The 26,774-nt window shown below is 47.9% G+C and carries 23 protein-coding genes; 5 read left to right on the top strand and 18 right to left on the bottom strand.

The features are described from left to right. Positions 1 to 40: 40 nt before the first annotated feature. The 6 genes from ACTHPG_RS19325 to ACTHPG_RS19300 form a co-directional block, all read right to left on the bottom strand. Positions 41 to 841 (bottom strand): PepSY domain-containing protein, encoded by an 801-nt coding sequence (locus tag ACTHPG_RS19325; protein ID WP_440391089.1) that lies wholly within the window; start codon positions 839 to 841, stop codon positions 41 to 43. 73 nt (positions 842 to 914) lie between these two features. Then, positions 915 to 2,291 carry an ATP-binding protein gene (locus ACTHPG_RS19320; RefSeq protein WP_440391087.1) on the bottom strand — a complete coding sequence of 459 codons (1,377 nt, stop codon included), beginning with the start codon at positions 2,289 to 2,291 and terminating at the stop codon, positions 915 to 917. Next, the gene (locus tag ACTHPG_RS19315; RefSeq protein WP_440391086.1) at positions 2,288 to 3,043 is read right to left on the bottom strand and encodes a response regulator transcription factor; all 756 of its coding nucleotides are present in this window, start codon (positions 3,041 to 3,043) and stop codon (positions 2,288 to 2,290) included. Before ACTHPG_RS19315 ends, ACTHPG_RS19320 begins: the two co-directional genes overlap by 4 nt. Before the next feature lie 55 nt (positions 3,044 to 3,098). After that, positions 3,099 to 3,743, bottom strand: coding sequence for an SDR family oxidoreductase (locus ACTHPG_RS19310; protein ID WP_440391085.1), 645 nt, complete (start codon positions 3,741 to 3,743; stop codon positions 3,099 to 3,101). 340 nt (positions 3,744 to 4,083) lie between these two features. Continuing rightward, positions 4,084 to 5,265 (bottom strand): NAD(P)/FAD-dependent oxidoreductase, encoded by a 1,182-nt coding sequence (locus ACTHPG_RS19305; protein ID WP_440391084.1) that lies wholly within the window; start codon positions 5,263 to 5,265, stop codon positions 4,084 to 4,086. Positions 5,266 to 5,289: 24 nt separating this feature from the next. After that, the gene (locus ACTHPG_RS19300; RefSeq protein WP_105406625.1) at positions 5,290 to 5,736 is read right to left on the bottom strand and encodes a DUF1641 domain-containing protein; all 447 of its coding nucleotides are present in this window, start codon (positions 5,734 to 5,736) and stop codon (positions 5,290 to 5,292) included. A 686-nt stretch (positions 5,737 to 6,422) separates the two neighbouring features. Here ACTHPG_RS19300 and ACTHPG_RS19295 point away from each other — a divergent pair. Continuing rightward, positions 6,423 to 6,596: a CsbD family protein gene (locus tag ACTHPG_RS19295; protein ID WP_091012520.1), complete on the top strand. Its 174-nt coding sequence runs from the start codon at positions 6,423 to 6,425 to the stop codon at positions 6,594 to 6,596. A gap of 166 nt (positions 6,597 to 6,762) precedes the next feature. Here the strand turns inward: ACTHPG_RS19295 and ACTHPG_RS19290 are convergent, their stop codons facing one another. After that, complete coding sequence (locus ACTHPG_RS19290) at positions 6,763 to 7,764, bottom strand: NAD-dependent epimerase/dehydratase family protein (protein ID WP_440391083.1); 1,002 nt, start codon at positions 7,762 to 7,764, stop codon at positions 6,763 to 6,765. A 152-nt stretch (positions 7,765 to 7,916) separates the two neighbouring features. Here ACTHPG_RS19290 and ACTHPG_RS19285 point away from each other — a divergent pair, with 152 nt between their 5' ends. Next, positions 7,917 to 8,435 (top strand): cupin domain-containing protein, encoded by a 519-nt coding sequence (locus tag ACTHPG_RS19285; RefSeq protein WP_440391082.1) that lies wholly within the window; start codon positions 7,917 to 7,919, stop codon positions 8,433 to 8,435. 169 nt (positions 8,436 to 8,604) lie between these two features. On the opposite strand, the gene ACTHPG_RS19280 is transcribed toward ACTHPG_RS19285, so the two are convergent. The 8 genes from ACTHPG_RS19280 to ACTHPG_RS19245 form a co-directional block, all read right to left on the bottom strand. Then, positions 8,605 to 9,687 carry a DUF1835 domain-containing protein gene (locus tag ACTHPG_RS19280; protein ID WP_440391081.1) on the bottom strand — a complete coding sequence of 361 codons (1,083 nt, stop codon included), beginning with the start codon at positions 9,685 to 9,687 and terminating at the stop codon, positions 8,605 to 8,607. A gap of 75 nt (positions 9,688 to 9,762) precedes the next feature. Further along, on the bottom strand, positions 9,763 to 10,422 hold the full coding sequence (locus tag ACTHPG_RS19275) for a TVP38/TMEM64 family protein (RefSeq protein ID WP_440391080.1): 660 nt from the start codon (positions 10,420 to 10,422) through the stop codon (positions 9,763 to 9,765). A gap of 274 nt (positions 10,423 to 10,696) precedes the next feature. Continuing rightward, positions 10,697 to 12,268: an HNH endonuclease gene (locus ACTHPG_RS19270; RefSeq protein ID WP_440391079.1), complete on the bottom strand. Its 1,572-nt coding sequence runs from the start codon at positions 12,266 to 12,268 to the stop codon at positions 10,697 to 10,699. A gap of 433 nt (positions 12,269 to 12,701) precedes the next feature. Further along, the gene (locus ACTHPG_RS19265; RefSeq protein ID WP_237177932.1) at positions 12,702 to 13,877 is read right to left on the bottom strand and encodes an acyltransferase; all 1,176 of its coding nucleotides are present in this window, start codon (positions 13,875 to 13,877) and stop codon (positions 12,702 to 12,704) included. A gap of 282 nt (positions 13,878 to 14,159) precedes the next feature. Next, positions 14,160 to 15,506: a cryptochrome/photolyase family protein gene (locus tag ACTHPG_RS19260; RefSeq protein ID WP_440391078.1), complete on the bottom strand. Its 1,347-nt coding sequence runs from the start codon at positions 15,504 to 15,506 to the stop codon at positions 14,160 to 14,162. A gap of 21 nt (positions 15,507 to 15,527) precedes the next feature. Beyond that, positions 15,528 to 16,697 (bottom strand): response regulator, encoded by a 1,170-nt coding sequence (locus tag ACTHPG_RS19255; protein WP_440391077.1) that lies wholly within the window; start codon positions 16,695 to 16,697, stop codon positions 15,528 to 15,530. A 108-nt stretch (positions 16,698 to 16,805) separates the two neighbouring features. Further along, entirely contained in the window at positions 16,806 to 19,892 is a 3,087-nt protein-coding gene (locus ACTHPG_RS19250; protein ID WP_440391076.1) for an ATP-binding protein, read from the bottom strand. Positions 19,893 to 20,186: 294 nt separating this feature from the next. Then, a complete protein-coding gene (locus ACTHPG_RS19245) occupies positions 20,187 to 20,606 on the bottom strand; it encodes an SRPBCC family protein (RefSeq protein WP_440391075.1) in 420 nt (139 codons plus the stop codon). Positions 20,607 to 20,869: 263 nt separating this feature from the next. On the opposite strand from ACTHPG_RS19245, the gene ACTHPG_RS19240 reads away from it, so the two are divergent. After that, positions 20,870 to 21,637 carry a class I SAM-dependent methyltransferase gene (locus ACTHPG_RS19240; protein WP_440391074.1) on the top strand — a complete coding sequence of 256 codons (768 nt, stop codon included), beginning with the start codon at positions 20,870 to 20,872 and terminating at the stop codon, positions 21,635 to 21,637. A gap of 257 nt (positions 21,638 to 21,894) precedes the next feature. Here the strand turns inward: ACTHPG_RS19240 and ACTHPG_RS19235 are convergent, their stop codons facing one another. Both ACTHPG_RS19235 and ACTHPG_RS19230 read right to left on the bottom strand, forming a co-directional pair. Continuing rightward, positions 21,895 to 22,929 (bottom strand): NADH:flavin oxidoreductase/NADH oxidase, encoded by a 1,035-nt coding sequence (locus ACTHPG_RS19235; RefSeq protein ID WP_440391073.1) that lies wholly within the window; start codon positions 22,927 to 22,929, stop codon positions 21,895 to 21,897. 44 nt (positions 22,930 to 22,973) lie between these two features. Continuing rightward, positions 22,974 to 23,168: a tautomerase family protein gene (locus ACTHPG_RS19230; RefSeq protein ID WP_342571378.1), complete on the bottom strand. Its 195-nt coding sequence runs from the start codon at positions 23,166 to 23,168 to the stop codon at positions 22,974 to 22,976. Positions 23,169 to 23,483: 315 nt separating this feature from the next. On the opposite strand from ACTHPG_RS19230, the gene pepT reads away from it, so the two are divergent. Continuing rightward, positions 23,484 to 24,722 (top strand): peptidase T, encoded by a 1,239-nt coding sequence (gene pepT / locus ACTHPG_RS19225; RefSeq protein ID WP_440391072.1) that lies wholly within the window; start codon positions 23,484 to 23,486, stop codon positions 24,720 to 24,722. 137 nt (positions 24,723 to 24,859) lie between these two features. Here pepT and ACTHPG_RS19220 read toward each other — a convergent pair whose 3' ends face one another. Continuing rightward, positions 24,860 to 25,552 carry a Crp/Fnr family transcriptional regulator gene (locus ACTHPG_RS19220; RefSeq protein ID WP_440391071.1) on the bottom strand — a complete coding sequence of 231 codons (693 nt, stop codon included), beginning with the start codon at positions 25,550 to 25,552 and terminating at the stop codon, positions 24,860 to 24,862. A gap of 284 nt (positions 25,553 to 25,836) precedes the next feature. On the opposite strand from ACTHPG_RS19220, the gene ACTHPG_RS19215 reads away from it, so the two are divergent. Further along, entirely contained in the window at positions 25,837 to 26,676 is an 840-nt protein-coding gene (locus tag ACTHPG_RS19215) for a methyl-accepting chemotaxis protein (protein WP_440391070.1), read from the top strand. Positions 26,677 to 26,774 lie beyond the last annotated feature (98 nt).

Raw genomic sequence — 26,774 nt, 5'->3', positions numbered from 1 at the left:
CAACGAAGTAACGCTATATTCAATCGGTCTTTTGTAAAAGTTAATCCTCGTCCTCATCCCAAGTTACGGAACGAATTGCTCCCGAGATCGCATTCACCTGCACGATAGCCTCCCGGCCATCCTCCAGATCAATTTCCACCAGATAATACGGATTACCGCTGTTGGTTCCACGCAGTTCGATGTCATCCACTTCCCCCGGGACCTCCGCAAGTGCCTTCTGCTTGGCTTGTTTTTCGTTCAGAAACTGAGGCTTGGGATCATCCTTGGTTGGGTCAGTTGTCGGGGCTGCGATTGTTTTGGATGATATCGTCTCTCCCGTATACGGATCAATCGTGAGTTCTTCACGGCTGTTATCCTTCGCCTTCACGACCGCCGTGTAGACCGGGCTGCCTTGTTGCTCCACAAGTTCAAGCGAGACCAATTGGTTATCCGTTTGTTGTTTTAACAAAGCCGTCTTGATCTGCTCGCGGCTCCATAACGTCTTCTCTTCCGCTTGCGGGTTCGACTCCAGCCGTTTGATGGAATTCACAGTAGCCGTAACAGCATCCACTTGCACGTCATATAATCCGGTCTCCGAACGGAGCTGCATGATATACGTCCCGTCTTTCAACGTGGAATTCACAATCTCTCCTGGATATTGATCCAGCACCGATTGGGCTGCCGCATCTGCCGTAAGTACCTCACCAGTCGATTGCCAAGGCTTCCACCAGGCAACTGCTGCCACAATCAGCACAATGAGAAGCCCCGAACCCCACCAAAGTGTTCTTCTCGATTTGGCCCAACCACTGTCCCCCTGCTCATGCCGCTTCATTTCCGGTGGTCGCTGCTCATGCTCTGTCATCCTTTTTCCCCCTAACTCCCCCATAGCCGAATTCTTTTGCTGTATATCAGTATATAAGAGAAGAATGAGAATTTCATGAGAGCGGTCCGTTCTGAGCCGATAATGGCAAAATAATGGAAGCCTCGGTACCTTCACCCTCGGTACTGGTCAGTTCAACCCGCGCTCCCACTGCACCTGCAAGTTCTTTGGCAAGCGACAATCCCAGACCTGAACCACTTGCGCCCAAGCTGCGTGTTCTGGCTGGATCAACCCGGTAGAATCGGTCAAACACCTTCTCCAGCTCGTCCTCCCGCATGCCAATCCCTGAATCCACAATCTGAATACGGCACTCTTGTCCCTTGGCTTCCAGCTTCACTTCAATTGCATCTTCACTATACTTCCGGGCGTTATCCAGCAAAATAAACAACAGTTGCTTCAGCTTGCTCTCATCGCTGATCGCCCAGATTGGACCCGGATCTTCACACTGGACTTCGCGGTGGTAGGCTTCGCGAAACGCACGTGTGGATTCTGTTGCCAGTCTCGTAATGTCCACACGCTCCAACTGTACATTCCACTGCTCTGGCTGCTTCGCGAGCAGTAGCAGTTGCTCGGTCATCTCCCGCATGCGAACCGATTCGGACAGAATCGCTTCCACCGCTTCATCAAATACCTCGGGACGTTCTTTCCCTCGCCGCTGTAGCAGACTGGCATAACTTTCAATAATGGTCAGCGGTGTTTTGAGCTCATGAGATGCATCGGATACGAAACGTTCCTGTCGTTCAAAGTTGGATTCAAGCAGATCCATCATCCGGTTAAACGTCTGTCCCATCGTTTTCAGTTCATCCTTCGACCCTTCCTCCAGTGGTAGGCGCTTGAATTGGCCGCTGGACTGAATGTCACTCATCGTGCGTGTCATCTGCTGAATCGGTCTGGTCATCCGGTTCGCCAGAATCCGGCTGGAGATGATGGCTGGAATAAGAGCAATAATCGTGACTGCCACGAGCACGGTACGAAGTACGGACAGACGATTCTCCGTCTCTGCAATGCTCTCGGTGACCTGCACGTTCACCACCTCACCATCAGGCCAGATGACGGGGACCGAAACCCACACGTAACCAATCTGTTCAACTTGGGTATACTCTGATTTCTTCTCACTTTCGTACTTATAGGGCAGCTTGCTTAGCTGTTCGGAAGCTGCTGTTGTCGTCACCGGTGAACTGGTGCCGTCCTCATTGACGATCCGAAGCATGCCGTTCACAGGCGCGTAGGCCCGCAGCAAGTCATCCGGCGGAATGGAGCCGGCAGACTGACGCACTCCTTTGACAATAGACTCCGCTTCCGCTTCCACCCGATTAACCTCGTTATCAATGGACATCCGTTCAAACACGATATAGACGGACAGGTTGACCGCGATTAACAGCACAGCAAATAATACAGACGAATATCCGTAGATTTTACTGCGCAGGCTCATGACTGTTCCTTCAGGACATATCCCACGCCCCGTACGGTATGTATTAAGGGCGGTGTGAATCCGTTATCCACCTTTTTGCGCACATAACGGATATACACATCCACCACATTGGTATCTCCATAATAATCGTATCCCCACACGGCCTGTACAATCTGGTCACGACTGAGCACCTGACGTTGATTCTGAAGCAGATACACCAGCAGATCGAACTCACGTGGTGTGAGTTCAATAGACACACCATCTCGGAATACCTCTCGCGTTCCTTCATTCAGTTTCAGCCCGGCAGCCGTCAACCAGCCTGCATCAGCTTCATCCTTATGCCCAGACAAGTCATTGCCTGTATCAGCAGGTGTAGACGAAGAAGCGGAAGAAACAACCGATGCCACTGCACTAAGCCGCAATGCGGCCCGAACTCTGGCAAGCAGCTCTTCAATCTGGAACGGCTTGGTGATATAGTCATTGGCTCCGAGATCCAGGCCGGATACTTTATCTTCCACGGAATCTTTGGCGGTGAGCATAATAATCGGAACTGTAGCATCTTTAGCCCGAACTCGGCGCAACACTTCAATTCCACTCAGACCAGGCAGCATCACATCAAGCAGAATCAGATCCCACTGACCTTCCCCATACTTCTCCAGTCCTTCTGTTCCACTCCCCGCCTTGCCTACCTGATATCCCTCATACTGTAATTCCAGTTCAAGCAGACGTGCTATTTTGGGCTCATCCTCTATGACCAGCACGGCTTCGTTCATGCAGCGCTCCCCCTCATCCCCATCATTTCATTCTCCCGTTATCTTACAATAACATCTACAGTTTGCCCAAGGCATCTTCAACGGACTGATTCCCGGCAATCAGATCAAAGGCCATTCGGTACGTCTTCTCTTCCTGCAAAGAAGCCACGATGACGCGGGCCACATCTTCACGCGGGATGCTACCCGGTTCCAGATCGGTTCCAACTGCAATCTTGCCAGTGCCCGGCTCATTCTTCAGACCACCCGGGCGGATAATCGTGTAATTCAGATCACTTGCAAATAAAGCACGATCCGCATAATGCTTGGCCACGTAATATGGCTTAATGGACTCTGACCATTTCTCCCGTTGATCTGCGCCATACGCACTGACCAGAATATATCTGGAGATGCCTTGCTGCTCTGCGGCTTCCATCGTTTTCACCGCACCGTCGAGATCAATAAGCAGTGTTTTGTCCTGACCCGTAGATCCGCCAGAACCTGCTGTAAACACAATGGCATTATGATCCTTCATGGCTTCAGCCAAGTCGTTAACACTACCCTCCAGATCACCAATTACTACTTCGGCACCAAGTTCCTTTAGTGCTTCTGCCTGCTCCGGTTTGCGGATCAGGGCCGTTACCTTATGCTGGCCTTCCTGTACCAGCTGCTCCACTACATACTTGCCGATTTGTCCATTGGCTCCTATAACTAAAACGTTCATGCGTCATTTCTCCTCTCAGTTGAACGGACTGCCTATTGCAGCTACCCATTCCTTGTATATATGGATGCTCATCCTATCATTTAAACGAAAGCCGGCGCTTCTAAGCGCCGGCTCCTGGTCCATGTCCGTTGAATACTTATCCGGTACATCATCTGAACATCTATGGGAAATGCAACATTCCGTTGTCTAATAATATACCTTAGACCCTATATGATTTATACGCGACCTCAGATCGGCCACTACCGCCGCATTCTCTTCACATCTGAATAGTAATGATCTTTGTTGTCCATTTCAACAGAAAAAAGGACGCCCAGAAGGACGCCCTTGAATGACATGAAGATTAGTAAGCCAGTGCGAACAAACCGTGAATGTGAGCCAGGTAACGAATGTTACTTGCTTCTTTCATCATGGTTGCAGGCAGACCTTTCAGACGAGTCTGGTTGCCACCGATCATGCCGACAGCATCTTTGCGACCCAGACTTCCCAGCGTACCGGAGAATACTGGTGTGAAGGATTCCATTGCGCCACCTTTGAACATTACGCCCAGGTTGTGACCAATGGTTTCACCCATTTGCCAAGCCAATTGTGCTGTTGGAGGATAAGGGCGAGCACCTTCGCTAGGGAAGACCACTGCGCTGTCACCAGCAACAAACACATCTTTGTGGGATGTGGATTGCAGAACTTCCGTAACTTTCGCACGGCCGCGATCCACTTCAATTCCGCTGTTAGCAACAACCGCGTTACCTTGAACGCCACCAGTCCATACGAGAGTGTTCGTAGGGATGGAGCTGCCGTCTTTCAGCATAACTTCATTTTCTTTCATCTCGGTAATCGCTACGCCAACGATGAAGTTAACGCCACGTTTCTCCAGACTGGATTTCGCACGATCAACCAGCTCTGGCGGGAAACCAGCCAGGATGGAAGGACCTGCTTCAACCGTGTACAGGGAGATATCGTTGAAATCGATACCTTTCTCTTTACATGCAGCTGGAAGAAGATCAACGAATTCGCCGACAAGTTCGATACCTGTCAAGCCGCCGCCACCAATAACAAACGTTGCGTCTGCTTTGTTGCCGGATTTTTTGTATGCATCCAGACGTGCATCAACGTGTGCACGAATGCGGTTTGCATCACTAACCGATTTCAGCGTGAAGCTGTACTCTTGCAGTCCCGGAATTCCGAAGTAAGCTGTTTCGCTACCCAGGGCAACAACGAGTGCATCGTAAGAGTATGTGGAGCCGCTGGTCATCAGAACTTTCTTCTCGTCCGGCTTGATTGTATCCACCGTATCGATTTTCAGGTTCACGTTTTTGCCACGCAGCAATTTTTCGAGCGGAAGAGCAACTGCTTGCTCAGCAATGCTTCCTGCTGCAAGACGGTGCAGTTCCGTGATAATTTGGTGTGTAGGGTAACGGTTCACGACAGTAATTGTCGCTTCTTCCTGAGACAAGTATTGACGTGCAGTCAATGCAGTCAACAGACCGCCGTATCCTCCACCCAAGATCAAAATTTGCTTCGACATATCCATCCTCCGTTCTTCTAAGTCTTAACGTTTCGGTTGTTGACGCTCGTTCAGGATGCTCAGGAAAGATTGAGCAAAACGAAGCGATTGTTGTACGTTTGGATCTTTAAGCATTTTCAGCATAGCGAACAAGCCAACTGAAGTTTGCTCTGTTTGCGCACGGTCATTGGCTTCGATGGCAGCAGAAGCTACACCTTTAGCTTTGTCTACAACAGGCTTAGCGAACTCGCCCATTGCGCTCATTGTGTCGCTGATCAGAACTTTGTCTGTTGCTACACTTTGTGCAAAGTCATAAGCTTTCGTCATAGCAGTAACCATTTCAGCCAGTTTAGGCAGGTTCTCCACCAGAACGGTTAAAGACTCCTGTACCTCAGGCTTCATCAGTTGATCCAGTACATCCAAGGACTGGCGTTGGGAAACGTCGGCACCTTCTGTAACCGGCACCTCTTGTTGAGTAGGCGATTGTGACATAAGAGAAAGTCCTCCTTTACTTTGGGATAGAAGTCCGCGACTTTCATGATGCCTGTCAAGCAGAGCCGAACCACAAAATACATTGAATACAACTAAATGTACCAAATTTCACACAATAGGATAAGCGTAGCTCAGGGCCACTCTCACATCATGCATTGTATCTTGGATCTATTGCGGACAACATGTGTTGACGCACAAAACGACAAGCAGGCCGAAACCGAACTCTATACCCTTATATTACACCTCTTACACATGAACATGAAAAAGAAATTTTTTACACTTGTGAAGATATTGTGAACATTGTAACAAAATCGATTTTTTTGTCAACCCGTGCAAGCAGGATAAGTCCGCCAATTCCTCTGTCCAAAATCCGTATACCTACCATATGTGGTATGAAGACAAGATCACATATGACCAGATGTACGATATGTACACAAGAAAGGGTGTATTCATCAAAAATCACAGGAATTGTTTTCCAAATCCAAGAATCTTGTGCAACGAAATTGGTCACTCTCGTTATTATGCAGCGTTGGGCTCAGCCTTATTCCATCATTGAGACATCTTTTCTATTTCAAGTATGAACCTCTTGCACCGCGATTGCAAAAATTGAATTAAACTGCCTGCGTTTAGATTACGGGCATCCCGGTTAATAAGGACTACACCAGACAACGAAGGAGATGTTCGATATGAGTAATTCAACTGGCGATAAAATCAAAGCAGGCGTAAACAAGGCCAAAGGCGAAGTGAAGGATCAGATCGGTAATGCAACCAATAACAGATCCCTTCAGGCTGAGGGTAAGAAAGACAAAGCCAAAGGTGCTGTACAGGATAAAATTGCCGACATTAAAAAAGATCACTAGATCCTTTTGATGTGAGGTCAAAAAGCACGATAATTCGTGCAATATATCGTTTGATAGTTAGCCTGCGTCTGTATTCGGAAGAAAACCGAAAGATGAGACGGAGGCGCAAAAAAGCCAAGGAAGGTGTCAATACACCCTTCCCTGGCTTTTTTTGTGTATGTGTATTTTACACAGCTGGAACCGCGTATCTTGCCATATCGATAATAAAACTGCGTGTTTCCCTTGTTCTATGATATTCACGGCTGAACTGTCTTACCCATTCGGGATGTTCCTGGTACCAGCGGAAGGTTCTTTCCAATCCTTTTTCCAATGTCATCTGGGGTAACCATCCCAGTTCGGCCCGGATTCTACCTGAATGTACGACCAGACTGGACCCTCTGGACTGAGTGGGTTCTTGCTCCCGAATCTCTACAGCCGCTAAGGATCGATCCATTGGTTGCAATAATTCCCCGATCTCCTGCATGGTTGTTCCAAGCCCTGTCGATATGTTGTATACCTGTCCGTCTTTGCCTTTCAGCATGATCTGCTCAATGGCCCGAAGCGCATCATCCACATACAAGAAATCACGCACTGCCGATCCCTGAATATCCAGAGGCAGTCCATCCAGCATCCGACCGAAGTTTCGAGGAATAATACGGTCTGGCAATTGCCATGGACCATAGAGGTTGGTCAAACGAAAGAGTTTGACTGGAAGCTCGTAACATTGAGCGTAGGAGTGGGCTAGCATCTCACAGGCGACTTTGGATGCAGAATAAGGAGAGACGGGTGCATACGGATCTGATTCATGATAGACCCTGCCCCAATCCCCGCCATACACTTCAACAGATGATGCCAGCAAGACAGGGATGTGATGTTCGGTAGCATATTGCAGAACAGCCTGAGTACTGAGGGTATTATTGCGGAAGACTTCCCCTGGTTGATGATACGAATAATCCACGTGAGGCATGGCTGCCAGATGAATAATGTAATCTGTGCCAGAAGGCAGATGAATCCGGTCTGAGGCAAGGTCACAACAAATGAACGGCATCTCATGCAGAGGAGAGGCGTGAACAAGCCTCTGACAATAATCATCCCGATCCAGCAGGGTGATTCGATGCCCCTTTTTTGCCAAATACTGTGACAGATTAAATCCCACAAATCCAGAAGCTCCTGTAATAACAATGTTCACACACGATTCCCCCTTGCGATTTATACAACGAGTGCATTGAAGAGAGTTTATGTACTGAGTATAACCTTAAAATGATACATTTTGTATCATTTTACAATTGTTTTTTGTTCGTCCTGGAACTTATCGGGTAATTTATAATGAGGTGATATGAGATGAATGAACGGAGAAAGAATGTAGAGACCTTATTTCTTCAGGATAACGGTGTAATTCCCAATCATCCGACCCTGCCTGTGCTTTTGTATAAGAACGTATGGCCTGAAGAGGCCCTTCACGCAGAATCGTTGCTGAACCGTCATGGATGGGGAAATAGCTGGTTGAATGGTGTGTTCAATTATCATCATTATCATAGTAACGCGCATGAGGCTCTTGCGGTGGTGAGTGGATTCGTGGAACTGATTCTAGGCGGAGAAAATGGGCAAAAAGTTTATCTTCAAACAGGCGACGTTGTTGTGCTTCCCGCCGGGACAGGTCATAAACGTCTGGAATCCAGCACGGACTTTCGTATTGCCGGTGCCTATCCAGGCGGTATGAGTTACAACACACGCACAGGTGAAGAAGACGATCGTGCCAAAGCTCTTCAGGAAATCCAGGAGGTTCCGATTCCCGATACCGACCCGGTCTATGGGCAACACGGACCGCTACTGGAAATCTGGAGTGGGAAGAAGTCATAACAGATATCATGGAGAGGAAAAAGAACTTTATTAAACAATGCACAGGAGAAATTGGTCAAGTATTCAAGCATGAACAAATAGACTGTCCCCCGGACAAGTAGGAGAATCATGCCGGAGTACAGTCTATATGTTTTTCTTCAATCTCTAATCTACAGCACGCAAGTAACTTTTAGTTCCGCTCCTTACTCGCAAGTCTGACACCATAGTATCTCATCGCATGTGGGATACCTTCCATCTCCAGTCGGCCCTGCAGCACAAGTTGACGTATTCGATATTCAATAAATGCGTCTCCCACAGTTTGTTCTAAATATCCAAGTACTTCACCTACAACACGGGCACATATTATAAATTCATCTGATTGTCTGGTTAACGTAAGATCTCTCACCTTTTGCATTATGAAATCATCAATTCCGTCCTCCGACAAGCTATGAATCTTACTATCTTTCATTATTCTCAGATGGCCTGGTTGTTCAGAGAGACGATCCCACTCTTGCTCCATTTGCTTGCGTTCTTCTGAAGACACTGGCTCTGCATTAGCACAATGGTTCCACATGGCCAACAACTTCTCAGATACAATCTCTCCTGTTCTCCAAACATCATACTCGATATCAGGGTTATGGAATAACTCCTGATACAGTCCACTTGTCTCGATGAGATAAATTGGACTCTTCCTGTTACTCAGCAAATGCATAGCATGCAGGAGACCTGTTCTCTCATGAGCGTTATTTGCATACCACATGGTTATTCTGGTCTCTTCATCGATGGAACTCATCACAGTATTTAATTGCATCAGTTCATCTAAGCCTTTGATAGCGTAACTTCCGTGTTCACTCAAATAAAGTCGCTCCAGCAACCAAAGGTGTCTGCGTTGTAGAACTATCTTATCAGTAAGATCTCCCAATGGTCCGATCGCATAGTAGTCATTCATAGAATAAAATCGCCGCTCCAAGCGTCCCGGAACGTTACCCATGGCAACCTTAATGCTACCCAACGGCGATTCACCAATCGCTATATGAATTTCACGCGGCTTCTGTGTATCAAGCAATTTCTGCTCAGCTTGCTTCCTTTTCCTCTCCTCGTCTAACCCCTCAAAAATCCGCTGTACACTCACTGCAAAATGAACTGAATGTTCTTCTGTCTGATGACTGACTGCCATGTCCACGCTAAGATAGAGCATACGCAATAATGAACGAAGTTCTTCTTCATCCATGCGATATAATTCTTTATCAAAATCAAAGACATTTTCAATCATACTGATCCCCCTTTAAAAAGGTTCATCTCCGAGGTAATTCATAATACTACATAACTATACCACTGTACCCCGAAACTAGGAGGAAATCGATTTTCCATCTGGTTGATTCAGATCTTGTAGATTCTCGCGTTCTGATGATGACCGGGTAAAATGTCGCTCCAGTTTGCGGCTTGCCCACAGGGATACCGCTATGAAGAGCAGTACGCCTATCCAACGCACAGGATGCTCCAGAAATTGTGCCACATTGGAACCGATATACGTAACAGAGAAGATCATAATCGCTTTACCACAGCCCACCGCAAGCAGGAAGGATAATAACCGCATTCGCGCGATACCTGCTGCCACATTAATAATGACGAACGGACCCACCGGGAAGATGCTCAGCAAAAAAACATAACTGAATGCATTCCTTCGAATCCAAACCATACTGCGTTGCACACGCGGTTTGCGTGCCCACCGTTCCACAAAAGCGGATTTCCCGATCTCCCGTACGATCAGAAATGTAACCGTACAACCAAGGACCATGCCGATCCATGAATATAAAAACCCTGCCCACAGACCGTATACCGCACCGTTCACACCCACAATTAACAGCGTTGGCAGTGGCGGTACAAATGATTTCATAAACGTAAGCAAAATTCCCGGTAATGGGCCCAGAGAGCGGAACTTTTCCAGCCAGAAACGAATATTTTCTTCCGTAATATATGACATAATGTCCAATGCTGCCGGGGTCATCTGCATCCATCCAATCTATACCGTCTACGTTCTCAGGTTTGATGTTCACTATACATTTCATCAACCTTAAGGATGATGAAGCTTCTTTAGCAACTCCCTCCCAGTATAACGTACATCTTCAATGAACACCGTTGTCAATTTGAAGAAATTTATTGCACGGTGAACTAACGCCCCACCGGAAACATAATTAAATGCAAAAAGCACACCTCGACCTCTTGTGGTCTTGGTGTGCTCTTGATATCCAAACCCCGATTCCATCTTCGGGGGCATATTATCATGATTCCAGCTGCGCTTCCTGCATTTCCAGTTCAATCAATTCTGCCTGATGGGCAGCATTCCATTCGGGAATACCTGAACGCATGAACTCTTCGGCATCCATCGCTGCTTTGGACTGGTTGCACAGATTGCAGGCGCAGACACAGTTGAGGGGAGTAGTGTGTCCACCTTTGGCACGCGGCAGCAGATGGTCAATCGTATCTCCGTACGATCCACAGAAGTAACAGGTGTAGTGATCCCGGGTCAGAATATACCGCTTGAAATCCTTATTGCTGAACAACCGGCGAATCGTGTACCGATTGACCACCACGGCGGCTTTTTCCTTCACCAGTGTGACGGCAAGCTCCATGTCCACTTCCTGATGCCAACGCCTGCCCTTATCCGTCTTGCCGCGCATTCGTACCATGCCTTGCCGGTTGGTCCGGAGCAAAGCCGGATCTTCCGGGTCAATGGCTACCGGGGTCGCCGGCGTCTGGCGGCGAGGACGGCCATCCGTGCCAGCTCCGTGACTACGGCTGGCATGCGCGGGTCGCTGCCCGGATGTACCGCGGGCAGCATCTTCGCCGTTCGCCTTGGGCGCACGCTCCTTGCGCGTCTGGCGCGGCTTGGACCCTGGCGAGCCAGGCTGGCGCACGGGCGCAGGAGGCCCTGCCTCCGCAGCAGCCCCCGGCGCTTGCCCAGGCTCGCGCCTGGCGGCGGCAGGCTGTGCCTCCGCCGCCTTAGGTGCAGCGACCGTGGTGGCATCGCCACGGTCGCCCAGTGCCGGCGCATGGGCCTCAGCAGCGATGCTGCGGGCCTGCCCTGCGCCGGGCGCAAGCGCGGCAGCACGCTTGCGGCGCCGCTTGCGCTTGCGTTTGGCTGCGGTCGGTTGATCCGCAGCCATGGGCTCTGCTGCCGGGCCTTGCGGCTCAGCCGGCAGCAGCGCTTTGGCCGCCGCAGTCTGCTCGGCGGCCTGCACGGCAGCGGCTGCTCGCGCGCCAGCCCGCTGTGCAGTGTCCCTTGCATTCGCAGATGCATGGCCCTGCGAATGCCCCGCGCCACGCCAGCGCTCGCCTGGCTGTGACTCAGCAGAATCAGTTACAACCTCACCTGCCAAACCATCATGCTCCAGACTTGTCTCTTTCTGCTCATTACCTTTCGTTCCCTCTATCCGCTTGCTCTTCCTCCGTCTTCTCCTCTTCTTCCGAATACTTGAGGAAGAGGATGAAGAAGTCACCAAGTCAGCATGTTGATTGTCATTGGAAGATGACGAGTCTCCTGACGTTTGAGACACCAGACTTCGATCAGACTCAGACACCGTAGCAGCTCCCTGCTCCGTACCACCTGCCTCATATCTCGCAGATGCTGAGGGTCTGACAGGAACAGGACGAGTTCCCACGCTATCCCGTTGAGTCTCCCTCGGTTCAGCTGCTTGCCCGATGGAACGAGTATCCTGATCAGCCTGTCCACCGAGCTTACGACAGCTGCGGCAGGCTCCCCGTCTGGCTCCGGGACCTGCCCGCTTTCCGGTTCTGCGCCGGAATTCGGACATCGGCCGCTGTTGTCCGCAATACATACATGTTTTGCTCATTCGCGCTTCTTGTTCCGTCTTTCCTTGCCGGAAAGGGGCTGGACCCGTCTCCATGTTGTCACCTCGGTTCCGTATGAATCCGGTTTCTTTCTATTGTATCACATCTGCTCGTGAACACCCTCATGGCCATAGGCCTGATAATCTTTCGAGTTGTAATCCTGAGTCTGTTCACTGCATTCGTGAAGAATGTGTTCCACATATTCCAATATATCTTGCATCGGTCTCCCGCATTTTTCGCATGTTGTCATTATATTCACCTTAATCCTGTTATCCATAGTGTATTATCGTTCCGCCTTATGATTACCCTTCAACCATGAAAAAGAAACACTCGTTCGCCATATCATGCATATCTGTGCAGGCAAAAAAACCGCCCCCTGCTCTCCCCTAAGGTCGACCAAGAAACGGTTTATTATTCCGGTGTTGGAAATGTATCTTAACGAACGTCCAGTTGGCCCGAGTTCTGTTGTGGGGCGAGACGTGGTTTGGGTTTCGGCAGATTGCCAAAGATGACCCATGCATATGGAACGAACCTTGCCGTCAATCCAACGACGATCCACGAAGCGATCAGAGCTACGCCAAATCCTCCGGCATACCAGAGATGCACTAACCAGGAGACTCCTGTTTGCGGTGGAAATTCACGATACACCAGCAGGAAGAAGGGATGGATCAGATAGATCCCGAAAGACAGAGCCCCAAGCCGGTTTAACGGCTTCACGATCAGTGATGGCCCTTTGCGATAGAGCAAGTAGGCAATCTGGATAAGTACCAGCGCACAAGCGAAGGTATGCACATTCCAGAAGAATTCATACCACAGTGTGTTATACGTTGCGATCTTCAGACGCAGCAGATAATAGATATACACATGGCCAAGTCCGGCAATGATCCACACAGCCCAGAGCAGAATCCATGAAGCTACGCGTCCTTTGGTAGCATTGGCCCGACTGATGACAAACCATTGCTTGATTTTAGGAAAATACACCCCAATAAATGCACCCAGCATGAAATAGGAGAAGTACGAGAACGCCCAGCTTCCCTTGTTGGGTACCTGGAATCCATATTTATTGCTTACGATGAATGCCCATTGAATCAACAGTCCAATCGGAACAGACCATTTCACCACGGAAGGGTACTTCTTGAGCAGCCATAATACCAATGGGAATAACAGATAGAATTGCATGTTAATGAATACAAAGTACAGATGTGTATAAGCCTTACCCGTAAACAATTTTGTGATGAAGCTTACTGCCGATTCGCCGAAAGGTCGGCCTTGGTAATGCGTGAAATGCAGCAAAACAAAATACATCAATGAAAACAGGAAGTATGGAAGTAAAATATATACAAATCTTTTCTTGTAAAAGTTACTCACAAGTTTCTTGTCCAGCGGACGGGAATAATAATTATAGAACAGTACAAAGCTGCTCATAAAAATAAAGGTTGGCGTACCATATTTCATAAAAATATTGATAAAGTTGTACAGCCAGTAGTAGCCTGAGCCCGTCATGTCTACCGTCGCATAAGACGTGGAATGCACGCACAGTACGCCGATAATCGCCATGGCACGTACCAGATTCAGCTCTGGAATTCGCTCTCTTTTCAGTGTTTCACTCATGTTCACGTTTCTCCTTCATGTGTTCGTCAATATGTCAGATATGACTTAATACATTAAAGCTCTCTATCTATTAAAAGCCATATTGCTTAAGAAGGGTAGTCCAATTTCTTAATAATTCCTAAATTTTCATCACATTTCACACTATTTTCATGTCTATATATGTAAAAAAGACCGCGAATACGCGGTCTGTAGAACATCCTGTGTTCAATCAATTAATTGTTGGTTCAAACGGATGAGAATGGTAAATCGGGCTTCAGGGAATGAATCATCCTCTGACCGATTCTACTTCTCACGGCTCGCCAGAATCTGTTTATACACGTCAATCGCCGCCTGTCTCGATGCCTTCAGATCCACAATGGCATCCTTGCGCGGCTGATGGATGTCCTTACTGTGCAAATCTTTCAATTCAGGCAACCACTTGCGAATATAATCACCTTGCGGATCATATTTCTCGGATTGCGTTACCGGATTGTTTACGCGAAAATACGGAGCTGCATTCTCGCCGAGCGAAGCACACCATAGCCAGTTCCCCCGGTTCTGAATGTTATCATAGTCACGCAGCTTGCGCCTGAAATAGGCTTCACCCAAGGTGAACGGGCATTGCAGGTTTTTGGTGAGGAACATTGCCGTGAGAATCCGTAAACGGTTCGGCATATGTCCGGTCTCATTCAATTCCGTCATGGCTGCATCAATAATCGGAATACCCGTCTCCGCCCTGCACCACCGTTCAAAATGTCCGTCATGGAGAGACGAGAGATCATACACCTTTTCATAGGTAAAATAGTGACTCTCATAGACCGCCCGATACAGATAGAAGTCGCGGAAACATAGCTGCCTGATCCATTCCCCAGCATCCGCTGTGAGACTCGCCGCATCGTACATCTTGCGGATCGACACGGCTCCCACCGCTACGTATGAGCTAAGATGACTCGGCTCGTAAGCCTCATATTCATCCCGATGATCTCCATATTCAGCAATTCGATCCGATAAGAATTGCTGCAACAGCAGGTGCGGGTCCTCATCCTTCGAACCACTGCCCTCCAGCAACTCCTGAGGTACCTGCATTGCATCCGGCCAATCAATCTGACGATCACTCACCTTCAACTCTGCAACCGTTGTTGACGAAGGAGGGTTGGGATGTTCATTCATGAATTCCACCCACCGCCGATGGAACGCTGCAAATACTTTATAAGGCTCCGACTTACCTGTGAAATCAGCAAATCCATTCAAATCCATCAGCAGATGATCCGTCAGTTGTGTAAAGGTAACCTCGTGTGCCTCGCTGACTTTGCGTATGGCCCTGTCCCGCTCGATTGCATATGGCGTCATGTCCCGATGGACCACAACCTCATTCATCTCGCCTTTGAATTCGTTCAGGATGTAGTCAACCACTTCATCCGGTTTTCCGTAAGCAACATGCAGTTTTTGTTTGGCTTCAAGATACTGCCTGCCTAATGCCGCTGCATGCTGTCTAAAATTCACACCGCTGTGTTCCTTCTCTCGTCCTTGACGCAGTAGAAATGAATCATAGATGAGAACATGTACACTCTCTTCCTCGTGATGCAGCAGATAATCGAATGCGGTCAGATCATCCGTACGCAAGTCTTTGCGGTGTATGAATAGCTTCATGCCCCACCCTCCTGTCTCAGCTTACGTTAATTTATCCGTCAGCCTCTGATATAACCTGCTTGTTTCCGGCTCTGGCTGATGCCCCAGATCCTCATTCAGGGTCAATGTAAATGAATGATATAAACGAAGTATGCCTTGCTGATCATCCATGGATGCATACACTTCCATCATGAGTCGGCAGATTTCTTCCGAATAAGGCTCCCGTTCCTGCAATATCGTTAATTGCTCAATCGCTTCCTTGCTGCGGCCCTGCATCATGTCCCATCTCGCGATATCCATAACCAGCCCTGTATACTTGCGTCTGAGTTCCCTTGCTTTGGCCTGTGCCCATCGATAATCATGCTCTTCCAGATAATCGCCACGATAAAGTGGAATCATGTGCCTCAAGTCACCGACATTGTCTGATGTGATGACGTTGTAGACCATGGCTTTTTCAAATTGATCCACATCACTTACCAGATTGCCTGATAACAGACGATAGCGGTTCATGTTGTACTCCAGCTTGCCTGTCATGTTCCATTCCTTAAGCAGCTTCCGAATCTGGTACACGGAAGTATGTAAATGGGTTAACCCCTTTTCCTGGGGGACATCACCCCACAGCTTATCCAGCAGAATCTCTTTGCTTACCCATTCTTCCCGGTGATGAAACAAAAAAGCAAACAGTTCCTGTGATTTGGTTGTGCGCCACTTATGTTTCTCGGCACCCAGATCCAAGCTTTTGTAAATATCCAGATGTTTGAACGTAAGCAGCCCCGGAACTTCGGTATCCAGCTCCACAGAGACAGGTTCCGATTCCTGTACCTCGGCGGTGGCTGCAACCTGGGAAGTATATGACAGGGTGCCCGCAATTCGATCAATGGTTTTGGCCAATCGTGCGGAGCTTACCGGTTTAAGCACATAATCCAGTGCATGCAGCTCAAATGCCTCAACCGCATGGTCCGCATAAGCCGTAACAAAGATAATACGAATACTCTGATCCAATTGCTGTATATATTCAGCCGCTTCCAGGCCATTCATCTCCGGCATTCCAATGTCCAAAAATACAACATCCACACGTTCCTTTGCCAGGAAATGAAGACCATCACGAGCTGTTGAAAAACATTGCACGGGTGTAATTCGTCCGTCCGTTCGCAGTAGACGCTCCAGATGAAGCTGCGCCGGCTTCTCATCATCGATCACAATGGCTCTCACCGTTCTTCCAGCCTCCTGCCATGAAAGATTCAATAGGAATACCGATTCTATCGGCATCCGCTTATTAGTCTGTTAACCATAATTGCTTAACTCGGCACATGATTGAGCTTAATCCACCCTTTGCACAGGGATACGGAATCGGATCTGCGTGCCTTTACCCACATGGCTATGAATCTCCAGTCCGTGACCATATAGCGACATCAGGCGACGGTTGATATTTTGCAGACCGACTCCACCCGGACCTTCGGTACGTCCAGACTTCACCTGCACCATACGCTCAGGAGGGATCCCCACACCATCATCCTGAACCTGAACGACTACATGCTCGCTCTCTTTGAAAATCCTGAGATGGACTGTACCACCAGCTGCCCGCTCCATCACGCCGTGTCGAATGGCATTCTCCACAAGCGGCTGAATACTGAGAGGTGGCAGATATAGATGCACATCCGATTCCACCTCATACTCAACCACCAGTCTTTCCTCAAATCTGGCCTGTTCCAGATGCACGTAAGACTCCACGAGTTCCAACTCTTTGGTCAAAGGAACAAGCTGTTCCCTGTTCTGGAAATCAAAGCTTCCGCGCAGGTAATGACTGAGTTCAATCAGCAGATCGGTTGCTTTGTCCGGATTCACTGCACAGGTCGCGATAATGACATTGAGTGCATTATACAGAAAGTGCGGCTTGATCTGGGCTTGCAAAAAGGCCATCTCGGTCCGAATAGCTTCCTGCACAGAACTCCTCATCTCAATTAAAGTCCGAACTCTGGCTCGTAATTCACCGGCATCCACCGGCTTGCTCAGGAAGTCATTGGCTCCTGCCTGGAATCCGTGCTTAATATCCTCAGGCAACCCTCGGGCGGTCAGCATCAGAATCGGTAACTCAGACAAGGAACTGTGTTCGCGCAGCTTGCGACATAATTCAAGCCCGGACATTTTAGGCATCATCCAGTCCGTAATAACAAGATCAATGGACGGGAATTCTTCACGGAGTTTCAAGGCAGTGGACCCGCTGTCCGCTGCAATCACACGATACCGTTCTGTCGATAACAGGTTAAGCAATACCTGTCGATTGACAGGGTCATCGTCTACAATCAGAATCGTGTGCTCCGCTTCTGTAAGATCCGAAGGCTCATCCGACTCTCTCGTCACAAGCTCCTTCGTCCCTGCCCCTTGTGCAGCAACATATCGGGCGGCAACTGGTTTCGAATGAGTTTGCAGCAGCGGCATCTTCATAACAGGCAAGGTGAAATGAAAGGTCGAACCTTTCCCCGGCTCCGATTCAACCCATATCTCACCACCGCCAAGCTCAACGAGTTTCCGCGTAATACTCAGACCCAGTCCGGTTCCATTATTCAATCGCTCGATCGTCCCGTTACTCTGCTCATACGCCTGAAAGATATCCTCCTGTTTGTCCAAGGCAATGCCTACCCCTGTATCAGCGACAGATACCTTCACCCAATCCCCTTCAACACTGGCGTACAACCGAATCTCACCTTGCTCAGTGTACTTATAGGCGTTACCCAGCAAGTTATACAGAACTTGGCGGAGGCGATCTTCGTCTGCCTCAACAAGCGGCAATGACTGGGGCCACTCCTGAATCAACAAAACCGGCTTATCCTCAAACGTGAACCCCGACACTTCAACCACAGTACGAGCAACGGATTCCAGATCGACAGCTACCCGTTTCAACTCAATCTCACTATTTTTTAATTTTGAAAAATCCAAAATGTCGTTAACCAACAGTGACAGGCGCTTGCCGGTTGAAGTAATCATGGACAGATTTTTGGCTTGCTTGGGCGTAACCGCTCCGGCTGCCCCTTCCAGCATCGATTGCGCAATATTAATGATGCCGTGCAGGGGAGTTCGCAGCTCATGCGACGTGTTCGCCATGAACTCGTCCTTGAGACTGTCAATGGCAAGCAACCGCTCCGACAGGGCTTCCACATCGCGGAATGATTGTGCAAAACGGATGGCGGTCACAATCATCTGGGCAATGACAAATAACAAAAGTTCAATCAGCGCGAAGAATGCTGTGTCTACCGTAGTGAACGCACCAAGCGTGTGCAACACAACAACCATAAGTATGCTCATCATGCTCACCAGTGCAAAGTGGCTATCATTCGGACGTCCTTTCAACCAATAGAACATCGCTCGCAATGCATAGAACATGACAACAAGCGAGATCAACAGCATGGGAAGCTCAAACGATGAGAAAAGCGTCGGCGGGAGCGTTAGACCCACAATGGTTTGGACAACGATTAGCACGACAGCCAATCGAACAAACCACTGATGAACTGCTCCCGGTACACGGGCATCCATATACCGAAGCAAAAAGTAATATGCTAGGGCTGAACTAAGGAGCTGAATCCGAAGCATCTCATTATTGGTCAGGAACGGTACAAACGTACCCAGTAACTTCTCTCCATGGGTCAGAGCGTATACCGCACCGGAAAGGCTGAATAATCCGAGGAAACGAAGCTCCTTTTCCGTACGCCGCAATCTGAACAGAAGCAGAAAAAAGGCGGCAGGCAAGATAAAACCGAATAAGGTCATCAGATCCTTGAGCCAATCTTGTTGCTGGCTTTTCAGAATACTATGCTCGTCTCCAAATAAAATGGGCGCTACAATGCCCCCAGAAGAATAACTATAGTTCGATACCTGAATTACAATGTCAGCCGTGTTGCCATCAATGGACGTGAATCCCGTAAAAGGCAGATTTAATTGCACATCTGTCGCCGGGGTTCTTCCTGGCAGGCCTTTGCCGCCAATCTCTTTACCATCGATAAATACCCGGTGAGCCATACGGATATTCTGCGTGCGTATACCATAATCGTTTTTCATCGTCCGGGGTGTAAGCTGGACTTGCAAATGATAGGTCCCATACCCATGCGCTTGCCCCAGCGATTTGTTCCATCGGGCCGGAACCTGAGTACCAGACGAATCCGGCAATGGCTTACGGCCAGATACACTCGCTTCAATATCCGCCGGGCTCAGCAACTGGCCAGGGTAGAAATCCCAGTCTCCCTTTAAAGACGCTGCACCCTTACGATCAAAGTCCCATTGGGTCAGGTCAATTTTTCCATCCGTAGCCTGGGGGTTACCACGCTCGTTAATTAACGTCTGGGCAATCCAGCCCAGCGGAAAAATAACAATACATATGAAACTGATGGTCAGCATAATCCAGTGTTTTCTCATCTATGTATTCCTTCCATCCACAATGGCGAGAGACGTCTAATGTTGTCGAATTTATTGCTATAAAACATGTTACACGTTTCTGGTGCTCACGAAAATAGTTTCCGTTTCATAATTGGTCATTATCGTTATAATTTGAAGGTTTTCTGTCTCTTTTCACCCGTTCCTGGTACACCAAGGAACCCCAGACCGATGTCCACCCGGATGAGCGGGCGAAATGGGCTGAGGTTGATTGTATGAAGAAGTTTAGATGATAATCTTTTTTTGAATCTGATTCCGGAATCTGAATTTCAATGATTATTTAACAACTTGGGCAAGCTTCTGAACAATTCCGGCCCATCCTTGTTCCATACGTTCCCGCACCATGGCATGTGCTTGTCCAAACTCGGTTAGTTTATCCGCATCCCAGCCGCTGTGAATCAGTGTGAACTCCGTACCTTCCGGCTGTTCATTCAGTTGGAACGTCAATGTCCAGTCCTTACCCCAGCGAAATGACAGCTTCTGCAGCGGGAGAACTTCCGTCACCTGACATGGTGATTGGCCGAAGGGGCCTGCCTCCAATATAAACTCGTGACCCTCCACAGGTTCCAGATTGCCCGGCATGAACCAGACACCCAATCCTTGCGCTGTCGAGACCATCTCCCACACCTTCTCTACAGGTGCATAAAGTAATAGTTCCTCCCGGATATCCGGCAATGCACTTGATGATGATTCCACTTGAATCGCCTCCTTGGATATATTTATTCATTGTTTGAGATTTTAAGATTCATGTCAAATGGGTTCACATAACGACCAATAAAGGTGTTGACCCCAACTATGACATCACCCATAATTGGAATATACTACATATAAGGTGCGTGATTTCTATGATAGTCTGCTCTGAAAAATACAATTCCAACCGCTGCCGGAAGGGATAATCATGATTAACTTCCCTTCCACGATCTCAATCATTATATTGAAATGTGGGGGATACTTACACGATGTCTTTCAGTTATTATGGTCCATTGTGCACTGCCGTTTATGATCTAACCAAACCCGTGGGGCACTCCCTGGGAGGAGACATCGAATTTTATCGCCATGATCTTCAAGGCTGCAAAGGACGAATTCTTGAAGCCATGTCCGGTTCAGGCCGAATGCTCATTCCATTGCTTGAAGCAGGTCTGAAGGTGGACGGAGTTGATTATTCAACCGATATGATTGACTCTTGCCGTTCTCGTTGCACCGAGCGGGGATTGCCCATGCCTGAGCTGTTCGTTGCCAATCTGGAGAAGCTTGACCTTCCATATCGATACGAAACCATTATCATTCCCGGAGGATCATTGCTCCTCATTCAAGACAGAGAGGCTTCGATTAAAGCATTGCATAATCTATTTCAACATTTGGAACCTGGCGGCAGGCTTGTGTTTGATCTTTTTCTACCCGATGTGACACAGCCATCCTCCGTAGAAACATCAACCGTTCCATTACCCGACGGGAATACAATCACCGTAGAAGTGAAAACCATTGAAGTGAACCTTCTACACCAATATAAAGTAAGTCTGATTCGATACGAACAATGGCATCAGGGCCAACTTGTCACTACAGAGATGCAACAACTCACTCTGCGTTGGTACGGCATTGAAGAGTTACGCCTGATTCTCGAACACATTGGTTTCTCGGATATTAAAGTATATGCCGACTTTAACCCGGATCAGCCACCGACACATCCGAACCAAAAATTCGTTTATGAAGCAACTCGAAGAGTGTAGTCATTGGAAATTGGATGCATAAGATAAGGCCACAGCATAAGGTTTAACCATGCTGTGGCCTTTTTTTTATTTACTATAAAAATTTGCACTAACATTTACACGAAAAAGAGGACAGAAATAACTTGAAGAAGCGGAGCGTTCGCCTTTATCCTCAGATTTTCACCTTTGAAAAAGTAAATCAAAAAATCTGAGGATAACAGCGATCGGAAGGTTGTTCTGTCATCGGAGTGGCAAGTGTAAATATAATTTAGAGCAAATTAGTACCCACGGGAATATTGTTCCGCAATGGCAGCTTGGTCCTTGCTGACACCCAGCTCCAGAGCCGCATGGTTCGCCCAGTACGGATCACGCAGCATGCCTCTTCCAACGGCAACCAGATCCGCATCGCCGTTTCCAATTACCGCCTGAGCCAATGCTGCATCCTCCAGCATCCCCACTGCGATGACAGGAACATTCAGTTCCTCACGGAAGCGACGGGCAAAGGGTACCTGATATCCCGGATAGTTCCCCGGTTTCCGCTGTCCCGAAGGTCCTTCTCCACCTGAACTGATATGGAACATGTCCACGCCTGCCTCCTGGTAGGCACGAGCGATATTGATCGTGTGGTCGATGTCGTATCCGCCATCCGCGTATTCTACAGCCGAAACCCGCATAATGAGCGGCATATCTGCTGGCATTTCTTTTTTCACTGCACGAATGATCTCAACGCCAAAACGGGACAGATCCTGCCCATATCCATCCTCACGATGGTTCATCAGCGGGGAATGGAACTGGTGAATCAGGTAACCATGTGCACCGTGCAGCTCTATGGCATCCACTCCAGCCTGTACTGCGCGGCGAACACCGTCTGCGAACTTCTGCACCATGGCTTCTAACTCTTCCGTACTTAACGCACGTGGTTCCTTGTAGTTTTCTCCCGGGAATGTAACTACCGATGGGGCAACCGGCTGAGGGGCATCCTCTGCTTTTCGTCCGGCATGTGCGATCTGAATAGCTACTTTGGAGCCGTAGGCATGGATTCCATCTACCAGTTTGGTGAATGCAGGCACATGCTCATCTGACCATATACCCAAGTCATTATCGGTAATACGTCCATCCGGATCTACATCGGTCATCTCAATTACAATCAGTCCTGTTCCTCCAACCGCACGGCTCACATAGTGAACCTGATGCCAATCGTTCGGAATGCCATCCTTCGCAGTGACAGAATATTGGCACATCGGTGCCATGACGACACGGTTATTTAATTGCAGACTCTTGAATTGATAAGGGGAAAATAGTTGTTCAGTCATTGTTGCTGCATCTCCTGTTCCATGATCATGATATATATGAAGCCTTACGTATTGTCCAAATCCGAAAACAGTTTACCATTCTTGCCGTAATTGTCCTTCTCCAAATCCTCAATGAAGATAAAGACTTTGCTCGGATCAACATCCAGTGTCTCACAAGCCACCTGAGTCATACGTTCAATCAGCTGACGTTTCTGCTCAACCGACTTGCCTTCCAGTACCTTAACTGTAATAAATGGCATGTCTAGAACTCATCCTTTCTTCATCATTTATTATGAACCTCAGTTATAGAAATACAAGTACGTACATTTTTGTGACCTAGTACCCTTTTTGATACCTAACCATCCTCATATTTCGATGCTGTCCATTCTGGAAATGACTGCAAAACATGATATGATAACCATAGAGAACCACAATAATTACTATACCCAATTTACATAAGTTGTGACTAACGGTTACACGATACAGCGATCAGAAGGTTATTCTGGCCTCGTAGTGGATCTGTGTAAAACAAGTAGCTCAACTTATATACTACTCAAGCCAGGGAGAGATTATAGATGAAAGATATATTAATTCAAAGACTGAGTACTTACGTTCAGATGGACACCCAATCCGATGAAAATAGCGAGACCTGCCCTTCCACACCCGGCCAACTGGCCTTGGGCAAACTGCTCGTAGAAGAGTGCACCTCCATCGGTCTGCAGGAAGTGACAATGGATGAGAACGGTTATGTCATGGCTACCCTGCCATCCAATACGGACAAGGATGTTCCCGTGATCGGTTTCTTGGCTCACCTCGATACAGCGACAGACTTTACAGGGAAAAATGTCAAACCACAGGTTATCGATAACTATGACGGTGCTGACATTGTGCTGAATTCCGAACTGGATGTAGTCCTGTCCAACAAGGATTTCCCGGAATTGCACGAGTATAAGGGCCACACGCTGATTACAACCGACGGCACAACGTTGCTCGGTGCAGATAATAAGGCAGGTATCGCCGAGATTATGACCGCAATGGCCTATCTGATTGCACACCCGGAAGTGAAACACGGCAAGATTCGGGTTGCTTTTACCCCGGATGAAGAGATTGGCCGCGGACCGCACAAGTTTGATGTCGCTGCATTTGGAGCCAAATATGCATATACCGTCGACGGAGGGCCACTTGGTGAACTGGAGTACGAGAGCTTTAACGCAGCAGCAGCCAAAATCACCGTACGCGGTACCAATGTGCATCCCGGAACAGCGAAGGATAAAATGGTGAACTCTCTGAAAATTGCGATGGAATTGAATCGTCTCCTGCCGGTGGAGGAGGCTCCCGAATTCACGGATGGTTATGATGGTTTCTACCATCTGCTGTCTCTGGAGGGTGACGTCGAGCTGACCATGATGAGCTACATCATCCGTGATTTTGACCGGGAGAAGTTTGAAGAACGCAAAACAAATCTGCTCCAGATCGCGAACGAACTGAAGACCAAGTATGGGGAGAAAAGCATCACGGTTGAAATGAATGACCAGTACTACAACATGCGCGAGAAGATCGAACCCGTACGCCAGATCGTCGACATCGCTCATGAAGCCATGACCCGATTGGACATTGAACCTGTCATACGCCCCATCCGTGGAGGAACAGATGGTTCCCAGCTATCCTATATGGGCATGCCAACACCGAATATCTTCACTGGCGGTGAGAACTACCATGGCAAATTCGAATATGTATCGGTAGATAATATGGTGAAGGCAACTCGTGTCATTGTAGAGATCGCTCAATTGTTCGAGCAACGCGGAGATATCTGATCCACTTGATGTACAGTGCACAAAGAGCACCCCCTGATATACTCGGGAGGGTGCTCTTTGTTATGCCGTATTGTATTTTATTGTGCGCCGCGTCATGTCGTATGGCTACACTGGCTTGATCAATATTTTAAATGCCTTCACTCATATATATTGCCTCCCGCGATGATACGCAACTGTTCCAGATCACGGACGACAAGCTTTCGCTGCACTTTATGAATAATATTTCGATTACACAGATCCTGAACGACTCGGTTAAGATGTCTATAGCTGGTGCCCAGCATATCCGCCAGTTCGGTAAGTTTGGAAGTCTGGATCTCTTCCGAAGGGGACTCCTCCCGGCCCATTGTGGACAACAGATAGCTGGCAAATCGGCTCTCGACCGGATATAACATATTCAGACTCGACAGGTTGGAAAAGGTATATAATTTGTGCGTAACTTGACTCAGCATAAAATGGAGAAATCTAGGGTTCTCTGCATACGTATTCCGGAGAGAGCGATAACTGATACCCAGCAGCAGGCTTTCGCTCACAGACTCTACCGTATTCATCGCCTCCTTGCCATTAATCAGTTCCAAATCCCCCACGAGTGCGAGTGGTGTACTGAAACGAAGCAACAGAGACTTACCGTTAGGCAGGGTGGTATAGATCTTGAGCTTGCCCTCCACGAGAAAATACAAACGCTCGGGTCGTTCACCCTTGGCACAGATCAACTCGCCCTTCGCAGACTCAAGTAATCGCAACTCAGCGAGTGCAGACTCGTCCAGCACCTGATCGAGCCCATTCTCACGAGCGAGTTGCTGCACCCGTCCAAAATCCATGATTTCTTTCATTTCCGACTTCCCCCTCCGTTGCCCCAAATAACCTACACAAAGGGACATATGTCCCATAATGGATATACTTTCTTACAATTATCTTGATATAAAAATAGTTACAACTAGAACTTATATCCAAGAAATCATTTTAGATGGGAAATATTTTAAAATTTAATCATAAAATGTTCATTCTTTTAACAGAATGCCGTTCACGAAAAGCCATTTCTATCCGATGATAGATAGAGTCAATCCATAGACCGTTAAACTATTTTATTTATATATTGAAAGGATGGTCCTATTCCATGAACGTTGTAGATGCCCTGCTTAAAGTAATGCCTTATATCAGTCAGATCCTCAGAGAACCCGCAAGCCTAACGGTATATGATCACGAGAAGGTATTGGAAGTTATCACCACGGAGAAGTTTAACCTTGGTTTTGAAAAAGGAATGGCCCTCCTGGATTCGTTCCAAAACTTTTCTGTTCTAAAAAATGGAAGAGAGGCCAGTCTTTCCACAATCCCCAAAGAGGTTTTTGGTGTTGAACTGGATACCCTGAACGTTCCGATCTTTGATGATAACCAAAACGTTGTTGCTGTTTTCTGTGTATCTTACGACCAATCCAATCAGAACCAACTTGAAGATATTATACAAGAAAATCAAACCATCAATGGTAACCTCGTTGATATGGTGCAGCATGTTGCCGCTCATGCCGAAGAATTGCAAGCAACGAGTGAACAGATCTTGCAGAACACAAGACTTGCTGTTCAGAACTCTTCCCAGATCAATAAGGTTGCCGGATTCATTCGTGAAATCTCTGAGCAAACCAACTTGCTTGGCCTGAATGCCGCTATTGAAGCCGCCCGTGTTGGTGAAGCAGGTGCCGGATTTGGTGTGGTTGCATCCGAAGTACGCAAGCTCTCTGTGGATGCGAAACAAGCTACAACAGATATTGATGTCAGTCTAAGAGATGTACAACAGGTGATCAAACAGATGGAAGTTGAGGTTTCACAGATTGCTGCTTCTTCACAGGAACAAGCGACGCTTGTATCATCCTTCACAGATGTCATTGAGAAACTCAATGACACAGGCGAGCGAATGAAGGCTCTGTCTGAACAACTGATTAGCTACTCGATTAAAAACTAAATCTTGATGTAATAGAAGTGCTTCGGTTCGTCCGAGGAACTACCACTATGTATGTAACAAACAGGACTCGGGTTGCCCAATGATGGATAATCCAAGTC

Source organism: Paenibacillus sp. SAF-068 (assembly GCF_051967555.1).
Taxonomy (GTDB): Bacteria; Bacillota; Bacilli; order Paenibacillales; family Paenibacillaceae; genus Paenibacillus.
The sequence above is the reverse complement of the archived record's forward strand: the minus strand, read 5'-3'. Positions and strand labels throughout refer to the sequence as shown.

Excerpts from the sequence above, each read along its gene's own strand:
- ACTHPG_RS19300 (WP_105406625.1), bottom strand. The coding sequence starts at position 5,736 with ATGTCACAATCGCCTACTCAACAAGAGGTGCCGGTTACAGAAGGTGCC.
- ACTHPG_RS19220 (WP_440391071.1), bottom strand. The coding sequence starts at position 25,552 with ATGAAAGAAATCATGGATTTTGGACGGGTGCAGCAACTCGCTCGTGAG.
- ACTHPG_RS19235 (WP_440391073.1), bottom strand. The coding sequence starts at position 22,929 with ATGACTGAACAACTATTTTCCCCTTATCAATTCAAGAGTCTGCAATTA.
- ACTHPG_RS19315 (WP_440391086.1), bottom strand. The coding sequence starts at position 3,043 with ATGAACGAAGCCGTGCTGGTCATAGAGGATGAGCCCAAAATAGCACGT.
- ACTHPG_RS19285 (WP_440391082.1), top strand. The coding sequence starts at position 7,917 with ATGAATGAACGGAGAAAGAATGTAGAGACCTTATTTCTTCAGGATAAC.
- ACTHPG_RS19260 (WP_440391078.1), bottom strand. The coding sequence starts at position 15,506 with ATGAAGCTATTCATACACCGCAAAGACTTGCGTACGGATGATCTGACC.
- ACTHPG_RS19215 (WP_440391070.1), top strand. The coding sequence starts at position 25,837 with ATGAACGTTGTAGATGCCCTGCTTAAAGTAATGCCTTATATCAGTCAG.
- ACTHPG_RS19320 (WP_440391087.1), bottom strand. The coding sequence starts at position 2,291 with ATGAGCCTGCGCAGTAAAATCTACGGATATTCGTCTGTATTATTTGCT.
- ACTHPG_RS19325 (WP_440391089.1), bottom strand. The coding sequence starts at position 841 with ATGACAGAGCATGAGCAGCGACCACCGGAAATGAAGCGGCATGAGCAG.
- ACTHPG_RS19240 (WP_440391074.1), top strand. The coding sequence starts at position 20,870 with ATGTCTTTCAGTTATTATGGTCCATTGTGCACTGCCGTTTATGATCTA.
- ACTHPG_RS19265 (WP_237177932.1), bottom strand. The coding sequence starts at position 13,877 with ATGAGTGAAACACTGAAAAGAGAGCGAATTCCAGAGCTGAATCTGGTA.
- ACTHPG_RS19295 (WP_091012520.1), top strand. The coding sequence starts at position 6,423 with ATGAGTAATTCAACTGGCGATAAAATCAAAGCAGGCGTAAACAAGGCC.
- ACTHPG_RS19250 (WP_440391076.1), bottom strand. The coding sequence starts at position 19,892 with ATGAGAAAACACTGGATTATGCTGACCATCAGTTTCATATGTATTGTT.
- pepT (WP_440391072.1), top strand. The coding sequence starts at position 23,484 with ATGAAAGATATATTAATTCAAAGACTGAGTACTTACGTTCAGATGGAC.
- ACTHPG_RS19275 (WP_440391080.1), bottom strand. The coding sequence starts at position 10,422 with ATGACCCCGGCAGCATTGGACATTATGTCATATATTACGGAAGAAAAT.
- ACTHPG_RS19270 (WP_440391079.1), bottom strand. The coding sequence starts at position 12,268 with ATGAGCAAAACATGTATGTATTGCGGACAACAGCGGCCGATGTCCGAA.
- ACTHPG_RS19305 (WP_440391084.1), bottom strand. The coding sequence starts at position 5,265 with ATGTCGAAGCAAATTTTGATCTTGGGTGGAGGATACGGCGGTCTGTTG.
- ACTHPG_RS19310 (WP_440391085.1), bottom strand. The coding sequence starts at position 3,743 with ATGAACGTTTTAGTTATAGGAGCCAATGGACAAATCGGCAAGTATGTA.
- ACTHPG_RS19280 (WP_440391081.1), bottom strand. The coding sequence starts at position 9,687 with ATGATTGAAAATGTCTTTGATTTTGATAAAGAATTATATCGCATGGAT.
- ACTHPG_RS19230 (WP_342571378.1), bottom strand. The coding sequence starts at position 23,168 with ATGCCATTTATTACAGTTAAGGTACTGGAAGGCAAGTCGGTTGAGCAG.